The organism is Clostridiales bacterium (assembly GCA_030016385.1).
Classification (GTDB): Bacteria; Bacillota; Clostridia; order Clostridiales; family Oxobacteraceae; genus JASEJN01.
Genome location: JASEJN010000002.1, coordinates 107197 through 116986 on the forward strand (window position 1 = coordinate 107197; position 9790 = coordinate 116986).

At 36.6% G+C, this 9790-nt stretch carries 8 protein-coding genes; 1 reads left to right on the top strand and 7 read right to left on the bottom strand.

The genetic code is table 11. The annotated features are described in order from the left end of the window. Window positions 1-66: 66 nt before the first annotated feature. The 6 genes from QME45_01115 to QME45_01140 form a co-directional block, all read right to left on the bottom strand. Window positions 67-999 carry a helix-turn-helix transcriptional regulator gene (locus QME45_01115; protein MDI6617259.1) on the bottom strand — a complete coding sequence of 311 codons (933 nt, stop codon included), beginning with the start codon at window positions 997-999 and terminating at the stop codon, window positions 67-69. Window positions 1000-1103: 104 nt separating this feature from the next. Continuing rightward, window positions 1104-3188: an elongation factor G gene (gene fusA, locus QME45_01120; protein MDI6617260.1), complete on the bottom strand. Its 2085-nt coding sequence runs from the start codon at window positions 3186-3188 to the stop codon at window positions 1104-1106. A 313-nt stretch (window positions 3189-3501) separates the two neighbouring features. Then, complete coding sequence (gene plsY / locus QME45_01125; GenBank protein MDI6617261.1) at window positions 3502-4176, bottom strand: glycerol-3-phosphate 1-O-acyltransferase PlsY; 675 nt, start codon at window positions 4174-4176, stop codon at window positions 3502-3504. A gap of 218 nt (window positions 4177-4394) precedes the next feature. Further along, window positions 4395-5693 (bottom strand): hypothetical protein, encoded by a 1299-nt coding sequence (locus tag QME45_01130; protein ID MDI6617262.1) that lies wholly within the window; start codon window positions 5691-5693, stop codon window positions 4395-4397. A 31-nt stretch (window positions 5694-5724) separates the two neighbouring features. After that, window positions 5725-6993 carry an MFS transporter gene (locus tag QME45_01135; GenBank protein MDI6617263.1) on the bottom strand — a complete coding sequence of 423 codons (1269 nt, stop codon included), beginning with the start codon at window positions 6991-6993 and terminating at the stop codon, window positions 5725-5727. A gap of 120 nt (window positions 6994-7113) precedes the next feature. Continuing rightward, on the bottom strand, window positions 7114-7599 hold the full coding sequence (locus tag QME45_01140; GenBank protein MDI6617264.1) for a DUF3189 family protein: 486 nt from the start codon (window positions 7597-7599) through the stop codon (window positions 7114-7116). Between the two features lie 639 nt (window positions 7600-8238). On the opposite strand from QME45_01140, the gene QME45_01145 reads away from it, so the two are divergent. Further along, window positions 8239-8793 (top strand): flavodoxin family protein, encoded by a 555-nt coding sequence (locus tag QME45_01145; GenBank protein ID MDI6617265.1) that lies wholly within the window; start codon window positions 8239-8241, stop codon window positions 8791-8793. A 68-nt stretch (window positions 8794-8861) separates the two neighbouring features. Here QME45_01145 and QME45_01150 read toward each other — a convergent pair whose 3' ends face one another. Then, on the bottom strand, window positions 8862-9086 hold the full coding sequence (locus QME45_01150; protein ID MDI6617266.1) for a hypothetical protein: 225 nt from the start codon (window positions 9084-9086) through the stop codon (window positions 8862-8864). Window positions 9087-9790 lie beyond the last annotated feature (704 nt).

The window sequence follows — 9790 nt, forward strand, 5'->3', positions numbered from 1 at the left end:
ACAACAGGGTAAAAGGCGACATAGAACAATTGTTACCTGATGCGTCATAAAACCGCTTCCCGACTGTTAACCTATGTTATATTTTTCTCTGAATTCACGAATTACTCCGCGGTTTATCCTTCTGTCATTCATCATGGCATCAAACACGTCCTGTGTGGACATGTAATATACATCCATCGGCCTATTATCGATCAGTACTGAATAAATTCCCTTTTTGAACCATTCAATGGCCTCGTCATATGATCCTTTTTTGTAATTAGCAAAAGACAAATAAAAATAAGTATAGCAAATCCGTTCATATGAATTTATTTCATGTTGATAATGAAACAATTCACTTCCTTCTCGGATTACATCATCAAATTCACCGGAAAGGTAATGCATGCTTATAGAGCTAATTCTAACAGTAATTATAATCTGCTCATATTTATCGATCTTATTCTTATTGCACACTATTTTATATGCAGATGACACGGCTTTTTTAGCATTTGGCAGGGAACCTGTCAGCATGCAGCATATCGATAATAATATATATATTTTTGCCACCCTTATGTCCATGGAATATTTCAGTTCAATATTGCTTATCACATCATTAAGATTCCTCATTGCTTCATAATATTTATGTTGAATAAAAATCATATATGAAAGCCTATTTATTTCGATTTCATAAATCCAAGGTTTCCGATGAAAATCCGGTAAATTTACGGCTGTATCTGTTTCTTTTTTTAGAGCGACAAAATCGCTTTTTCGGGAATACATATTAAAACGTTTTATGTATTCCCGTACGGCTATAGGATTAATACAATCAAGATACTGGTAGTAGTCAAATAAATCCACGCCCATTCTATCGCCAAGCATTCCGACCATATATGCCGACGGCGTGCGTTCACCCTTTTCGATCAGATAAACATATTTTTCCGAGCAAATATTCTCTGATAAAGTTTTTCGGCTCATTTTCAGCATGCAACGATATTTTTTAATAATATTACCGACATAATTCATTTTCACACCTTCTACCATCATGATAAATATATTATAAGTCCTACCACAATTAAAAAAATAGCATGTGGTCATTTTAAAATTGAAATGGACCACATGCTATTTTTCTATTGACCTTCTCCGGTCTTATTCTTTGATTTCTCTTCAATTATCTTCTCGCTGATATTTTCGGGAACTTCCTCATACCTTTCAAACCGCTCCGTAAATGAACCTCTCGCCTGTGTTATCGATCTTAAATCCGTCGCGTACTTGAAAATTTCCGCCTGCGGAACTTCCGCTATCACAACCTGCTCGCCATCTTTTGGCTCAACTCCGAGTACCCTTCCCCTTCTCTTGTTTAAATCTCCAATTATATCGCCCATATATTCATCAGGAACAGCAACTTCTATATGCATAACCGGTTCAAGTATAACGGGGTCTGCAGACAGCATGCCCTTTTTAAACGCAAGGGATGCGGCTATTTTGAATGCCATTTCAGACGAATCCACGGGATGGAAAGAGCCATAATGCAACGTTGCTTTCAAGCCTAATACAGGATATCCGGCAAGCACCCCATGCTGTATGCATTCTCTTAACCCTTTTTCAACAGCCGGAATGTATTGTCTCGGTACGACTCCTCCTACTATCTCATCTACAAATTGAAAATCCATACCATCGGGATTTGGTTCAAATTTTATATAAACATCACCATACTGGCCATGACCGCCCGATTGCTTCTTATGTTTCCCCTGAACATCCGATACCTTCCTTATTGTCTCCCTGTAAGCCACCTTGGGGGTATCAAGCGTGACTTCAACGCCAAACTTATTTTGCAGTTTCTTCGCTATAACATCAAGGTGAACCTCTCCGACACCTGAAATTATGGTCTCTGCATTTTCAACATCCCTTGAGACACTGAATGTCGGATCCTCATCTGATAATTTTGAAAGGCCGGAGGATATCTTATCCTCGTCTCCTTTTGACTTTGGATTTACAGACATTGATATGCATGGCTTGGGAAAATCTATTTTAGAATACTTAACAGGATTTGCCGCATCGCATAACGTATCACCCGTTTTAGTTATCAAGAGCTTTGAGACAGCGCCTATATCTCCTGTGCAAATCCTCGTTACAGGGATCTGGGTCTTCCCCCTTAAAACATAAAGTGTGCCGACTTTTTCATTTTTGCCTTGATTTGAGTTATAAACAATCGAATCAGATTTTATTGAACCTGAGATAACCCTGAACAGCGAGAGCTTTCCGACATATGGGTCAGCAATAGTTTTAAATACAAATGCCGATAAGGGGGCCGATTGATCGGCTTTTATTTTTTCGCTGCTTCCGGTTTTTCCGTTTATCCCTTCAGGTGCCTCAACATCGGCAGGAGACGGCATATAATCGACTATCGCATCAAGCAATGTTGTAACCCCTTTATTTGTTAAAGCTGAACCGCAAAATACAGGTACTATTTCATTGTTTTTAATCCCATTCTTCAATCCCGATATCATATCTTCGTCCGACAGCTCTCCATCTTCCAGATATTTATCAAGAAGTTTTTCATCATTCTCAGCGACTGCTTCCATTATAGCCGACTTATATTCATTCACCTTTTCCTTTAAATTTTCCGGAACATCGCTTTCAGAAACTGCATTTCCATCAAATAATTCGCTTTTCATTTTAATAATATCAACAATACCCTTAAAATCCGCCTCTTTGCCTATCGGAATCTGCAACGGAACAACGGATATACCAAAATTTTCTTTTAAACTGTTTAATACCTTATCGAAATTGGCATTTTCTCTATCAACTTTATTGATAAAAAACGCTCTCGGAAGAGTGGATTCCCTGCAAAAATTCCACATCTTTTCAGTGCCAACCTGTATGCCTGAGACGGCACATATCATGATGATAGCTGAATCTGCAGACCTTAATCCTTCTTTTACTTCTCCCACAAAATCGAAATATCCCGGGGTGTCTATAATATTTATCTTACTGTCCCTCCAATTACATGGAGCAATAGCCGTACTTATAGATATCTGTCTTTTTTTCTCTTCAGGATCATAATCGCATATAGTTGTGCCTTCTTCTACTCTGCCCATCCTATCTATCTCTTTACAGTCATAAAGAATAGCTTCTGATAAAGTAGTTTTCCCGACACCACCATGTCCAATAAGACATACATTTCTTAATTGACCTGTTTGATATTCTTTCATCAGACTTTCCCCCTCGTATTTATTTATAATAAGCTACAGGTATTATTTCCTCCTGCAAAAAGATATCAATAGATATATATTCTATTCTATTCCGATTTTTCCTTTATAATTTGTTAAAAATAATATATTATTCACAATATTTTGTCTGCATTATAATAATCTGCCGTATGCCGATTAAATTCCCCATGCAAATGAATACATTTTTTATGTTTGAAGAGTATGAGAATGTGAAACACTTACAAGCTTTATATGAAACTATCCTAAAAAGAAGTGCAAAAAAAGAGGGGCGGTTACTAAAGTCCTGCCCCTATCTTTACCCGATTATGTTTTTGCTAAAGATTTTTAAACTTTTGAACCTGTTTTCCTTGCCGAGTATCAACCTCTTTATGTTGTTCCTGTGAGAATAAAATATAAACGCAAATATGGCCACGCTGAATATTAAAAGCGATATACTTACATGTTTAACAAATACAAGCCTGAGCACGAAAAGTGTTACGGGTAATGCGAATGCAGCTACCAGTGAACTTAGTGAAACATATCCGCTCGACAGCAATACTATAGTAAACACTCCAAAGCATATGAAAAATGCTGCAGGGAACAATGCAATAAGCATGCCGGCAGAAGCGGCGACACCCTTTCCTCCTTTAAAATCAGCAAATACTGTATAACAGTGGCCGAGAACAGCAGCACTTCCTGCAAGTACCTGAACAAGCATATCGAAGTTCAATGGCGTACCGAAAAAGGAGATTTTTGAAATCCAGAAGGTAGCAGCAAAACCCTTGAATACATCAATACATGCTACGGCAAGTCCGGCTTTCCATCCAAGAACCCTGAATGTATTGGTAGCACCTGCATTGCCGCTTCCAAATTTCCTTATATCTATCCCCTTTAGGACTTTAGCAACTATGATGCTTGTTGGGAATGAACCTGCAAGATAGCTTAAAATAAGTATACATCCAATATTAAGTATTATATTAAGTGTATACATAAGCAACACCTCTTATTATCTACTCTGATTTTTATTATAGCAAACATGCCGAAAAAATAAAAGCAATATAAATAATCTTCTTTCGATTCGTAATATGAGCTTATGTTATTTTGAACACTCATTCGCCAGATTCAAGTTTTGTAAGTTTTAAGACCCGCAGCCTTAAGAATCTGTAAACTTGTTTAATCGCTTATTGTAGTGAACATAGGACGATCAAATCATTTTGCCCATAAGCTTTCATATAGCCTATCTGTCTGACCTTTAAGCATATCAAGTATCTTTTCCGCCATACCCTCTCCCTTTAGATGCTTCATCATCAGCTGACCTTCCTCGAAACACATTTCATCATGCATCGGGAAAACTTCCTTTATAAGAAAAAGTGCATATTTTACCAGCCTGAATGGCCCATAAACTCTTGCAGTATCTCCCGGTATCGATTCTACCGCAACGCTGTATAAATCCTTTATACCATCAATTATGCCATTCTGGTTTTTGCTGTGTGAGAATACGATTGTATAATACCAGCCAAAAAGAGGACTGTTCTCACAGCCGTGGGAATCGCTTACGCCTACAATTGGTATCTTCCTGCCCTTTGCCCTTTCTTCGTAGTACCTGGCTACCTGAAGTTTATTGGAATCTATTTCATCCCTGTGATATCCACCTATCAATTCATTTGCATCATAAGGCTGATGATCATACATGTATGATATTACTGTATCTGAAATATAATACTGGTTATATAATTCCCAATATGGGTGGCAGAATATTCCGAGCCCCCCAGCTTCCCTTATTTTATCAAAACACCATATACAGGATGCACACTGATATCTTGCATCTGCATCCGGCACCGAATCAATATCCTTCTCAATATCTTTAACTTCGCGGTAATATTTCTCCCGTTCATTTTTAATCATCTCATTGATGCTGAAATTCCCTCCGAAATTAATCATATGTACAAAATTCTCCGGCGGATGTACTTCTTCTCCCCTGCATATCAACATGTCCAAATCCAAATCTTTGAATTTTTGCTGCGCCTCTATCGATGGAAAATACTTGCCATGATCCGTAACAGCCATAAAATCATATCCTATCTTCCTGCAGCATGACGCTACAAAGCCGGGGGACTCAATTCCATCCGAATAAAACGTATGCATATGCATATCCCCTTTATATGGCCTTCTATTAAAGAGGTCCTGTTTTAACGAATATATATGAAACTTTATGGTTTTCCTTATTTCTCCGTTCACGGTCTCGTTTATATCTATTATATGTTCCTGCTCCCCTTTGAAATACTGTTTTATATACAAACACCCATCTTCAAGCGCTATCTTTTTTCTTTCCTGACATTTGCATTCGCCTATTTTTGAAATTCTCTCCATAGGATAATATCCGAAATCATATACCGCACCCTTGTCGAACATACAATGACCAAACAACGGTTTGATCCTTATAGTAGAAAAATTATCGGAAAGAACTATCTTAGGTGTAATCTCATAGTATCTGTCTTCACTTTTCATTTTTAATCCTCCTTAAAAATATAAATAAAATTTACTTTATTTCCGACGTTTCTAAACGCTTTCTTACAAGCCCCTTTTGTTCAATCCATGCAGCCGAAATCGATAAAACTCCTATCAATGCTGCAATTATCCATGACAGCATAACTCCTGTCCAACCTGATTTATCCACTATAAATCCAGTTAAAATCCCTGTAGTCCCTGAACCTATGTAGCAGCAAAAATCGAGTAACCCTGCTATAGCTGATACTCTGTTATATTTTATATAGGACAAAGGTATTATGGATACAAGCAATGTATTGGCACCTGACATTAAAGCCGAAGAACAACAGAGGAAAAACAAACATACATAGGGACTTATTCCTCCAAATTCAAAAAGCCCGATACAAAATATAGCTCCTGCTGAAAACATGATTATACTGGCAAGTTTTTCATCGTTGTTCGATTTGTTATTCAACCATCCTGCCAGAAGGACACCCAAAAAATTAGCAGCTGGAATAACAACGACCAGGCTTGCCATTATTTTTACCGGTATTTTTTGAGTTTCCATCAAGAATTTCGGACTCCACAATGTAATGCCGTCTCTTACAAATCCCTGTACTATACATGCTATCATCACAAATAAAAGTTTCGTACTGCAGATTACCTGCCATAAAGTCATCGGTTGCTTATTATCGATGCTTTTTTCCTTGGGTCTGCTATCGTCCTCTAAAGTGAGTCCAACTTCCTCGGGCCTGTTGCGAGCCATAATATACCATAATACGGCAAAAGACATTACTATTATACCAGGAACAAAAAAAGCCCATTGCCACGATGTACGGGTAATAATTATTCCTGAAAGTCCCCATGCCATTATGTATCCGGCTACCATCGTTGTAGATATTTTAATAGCTATTTTGTTTTTTTCTCTGGAAGGAAACCAGCAGGACAGATTTTTCATTATAGGTCCCCAAAGCATAGATTGAAAAAAACCGTTTACACCCCATAAAATAATCATTAAAGGCAAACTCTTTGCGAATCCGAAAAAAATATTTATTAATGCTGAAAACGCTAATCCTATAAATACAAATTTACGGCTCTCCACTCTATCGCCTATGTAGCCGTTAATAAGCTGCCCTGCAGCATATACTATGAACAGTGAACTTCCCAGGAAACCTAACGCCGCATTGCTGCATTCAAGCATTTTTTGTATATAAGGTAATGCTATTGAAATATTGACCCTGCAAAAATACGACAATGAATAAGCTATCCAGCAAAGAATAAATATCCTTTTTTGCATTTTTAGAAGTAACTTCGAATTCATAATACACCTCTTTTATCCATGCCTCAATTACCCGCAAATCATATTATACTGCATATTCTGACAAATTAAAAACAAAATTTAACATCTATGCTAAAATGACATAAAAGAGATGCATTTCTTCTATTTATTAAGGTTTAAGGAATCCTCTTTTATTTGGTTTTTTACCTTTTTTACTATATCGGCTATGTTCCTGTATGCTTTCATTGTCCCATATGTCACAATCGGCCTCGCAATCGCAACGACTTTTACACGCCTTGACAGAAAACCTCCTATAGCCATCAATGTATTGACCGCAGATGAAGTATCCACAAGGTATAATCCTTTATTGTCAGTTATGTTATTTATAATATTGTATAAATCTGCCAAGGCCGGTACCACGATTTTCGGAGCCCTCTGCCTGCTTAACGTATAGACCTTGGCACCAAATTCATCCTCACCGATGAAAATTATACGGCCGTACTGGTATTTTTGTATTTTATCAAACGTCGGCAGACTCAATATGGCATTTTTGTCAGGCACTGAATCAGCAGGCAATCTGTTAATATGGATGTTTGCGGCCACAGCAGTTGAATGGGCACCGCCAACATCATGATATATTACTATCATAAATAATCATCCTCTAATCGATATAAAATTAATATATATATTTAGGATGTATATTTTATATTTGAAGAATATTATTTCAATCGCTAAGCTCACAGTCTTTAGAGTCTGTAAACTTGTTCAGGGCAGAATCAAAACTCACTGCGTATGAAACATTGATTCTGCTAATCCTGAACATACGTTAACAGACTCTAAAGACTTTCCGCTAATTGCTCTTTCCATAATATTCTCAAATAATTTATATGCATCCTTCTTTATTTTACCCGCCATAGAAATTAGTAAACATAAATGATATAATTTAAGTTAAAAGTCAAATGAGTCATTATCATAGCTTTGATTCGCAATATGAAATCGAAATAAATAGGATTATATTATTTTGAGCACCGAAATTCGCATTATGAGAGTTTTGATAAGTTCTTGGCTTTGCCGCCATAGAGAATCCTTAGAGCTTTTGATTGTCTGAGTGAAACGAGTTTCAAAAGCTCTTGGATTATCAAGGCGGCAGGCCTTAGAACTTACAAAACTTGAATCTGACGAATGAGTGTTCAAAATGACATAATCCAAATTACGAATTGAAGTTATCATAGACATCATCTTTTAAGATTATTAGATGATCGGATTTTTTTAGGAGGGAAAAGAAAAGTGAAAGTTCTTTCTATATTAGCAAGTCCTAAGAAAAATGGCAATACGGCTGCCCTTTTAAATAGCTTTCTCAAAGGTGCCGAGGATGAGGGAAATGTAATATTGGATGAGATATTCCTAACGAGCAAAAATATTCATCCGTGTACGGCATGCGACTACTGCCAGAAAAACGATATCGGAAAATGTATAATTAAAGACGACATGCAGGAAATCTACAATCAAATTAAAGAGGCAGATGCAATTATATTTGCAACGCCTGTTTACTGGTGGAACATGAGCTCATATTTAAAAATATTTATAGACAGACTTTATGCGGTCATGACAGATGAAAATAACCCGCCTTTGAAGGGGAAAAAAGCTGCCCTTTTGATGACATACGGAGGAGAGCTGCCAAATTCAGGGCCTGAAATCGTTGAAAGATCGATACGCGAAAGCTCGGATTATCTGGGTATGAATGTACAATGTGTACTCGGCATATGCTCTTCTAAACCCGTATCCTCCAATAAAGAGGCGTTATCGAAAGCATATGAATTAGGCAAGCAAATCAGATTATAAAAAAAAGAGCGGTTAACATTTGACCGCTCTTTTTGGGGAAATTTATACTACAATACTGGCACAATATATTAAAATAACTGTTTTCCATCTTTAAAGCATACTGCATAATCTGAAAAAGACCATGCATTTTTAAATGCTTCTACATAATGACGATACTTATCATCCTTTTGTTTGGTTTTATCTGTGTATTTTTTCATAAACATTGCCTCCTCATTATCCATAACATTTATTTCAGGTGCCCTTTCGATATCAAGAAGGAATGAACTATTTTGCATTTTTTGTATTCTTTCCATAATGACCAACCTCCCTTTTAAGAGCTCGGATGAAATTTATGTACTGAACATCTTTCAGCCTTTATTATTTCCTATCACCATAATTATAATAACATCATCATTAGTTAAATGCAATAGATATTTGCTGATTTTTCAAAAAAATAAATAATAATATTCATGTATAAATATAAATGATGCATATTACGCTTTATTTTTATCACCTTGCACATAAATTCCTTCACAAAGAGCAGCAGGAGGTATGAACATTTAAAATTCATATTTTTATATAACCTTAAATATACGCTATTTTAGCGATGATATTCTCTTAAAAGCAATCGCTGTATAGTTATCCACACATAATGAAATATTTCCTTCATTTTATATCTGCAGTAAAGGAGTATATCGAAATTACATGAAGAATATGCACCGGAGACGAATTGTCAGGGACTTTTTATCAAAGTCAAGTACCACCAGCTAAGCTGGTGGCTTGATACTGGCGGCGCTACTCGCGCTCTGAAAAACTGCCAATCGCAAAACTTTTACAGCGGCCACCCTCGTCGGGTGGCTATTTTACTTGCTGCCTTTTACTGGCTCACCCGTGAACGGGTCAATATATTCCTTCATACTTATTTGTTCTGTTATCTGTTCCCATATTTATATTTTAAATTTGTAGTGCTAGAATAAAAATAGTACAAGAGAAATTGAGAAAGTTCCCAATAAGAATT

What these genes read in the sequence shown, in the direction of transcription:
- QME45_01115 (MDI6617259.1), bottom strand. Translation starts at nt 999, where the DNA reads ATGAATTATGTCGGTAATATTATTAAAAAATATCGTTGCATGCTGAAA.
- fusA (MDI6617260.1), bottom strand. Translation starts at nt 3,188, where the DNA reads ATGAAAGAATATCAAACAGGTCAATTAAGAAATGTATGTCTTATTGGA.
- plsY (MDI6617261.1), bottom strand. Translation starts at nt 4,176, where the DNA reads ATGTATACACTTAATATAATACTTAATATTGGATGTATACTTATTTTA.
- QME45_01130 (MDI6617262.1), bottom strand. Translation starts at nt 5,693, where the DNA reads ATGAAAAGTGAAGACAGATACTATGAGATTACACCTAAGATAGTTCTT.
- QME45_01135 (MDI6617263.1), bottom strand. Translation starts at nt 6,993, where the DNA reads ATGAATTCGAAGTTACTTCTAAAAATGCAAAAAAGGATATTTATTCTT.
- QME45_01140 (MDI6617264.1), bottom strand. Translation starts at nt 7,599, where the DNA reads ATGATAGTAATATATCATGATGTTGGCGGTGCCCATTCAACTGCTGTG.
- QME45_01150 (MDI6617266.1), bottom strand. Translation starts at nt 9,086, where the DNA reads ATGGAAAGAATACAAAAAATGCAAAATAGTTCATTCCTTCTTGATATC.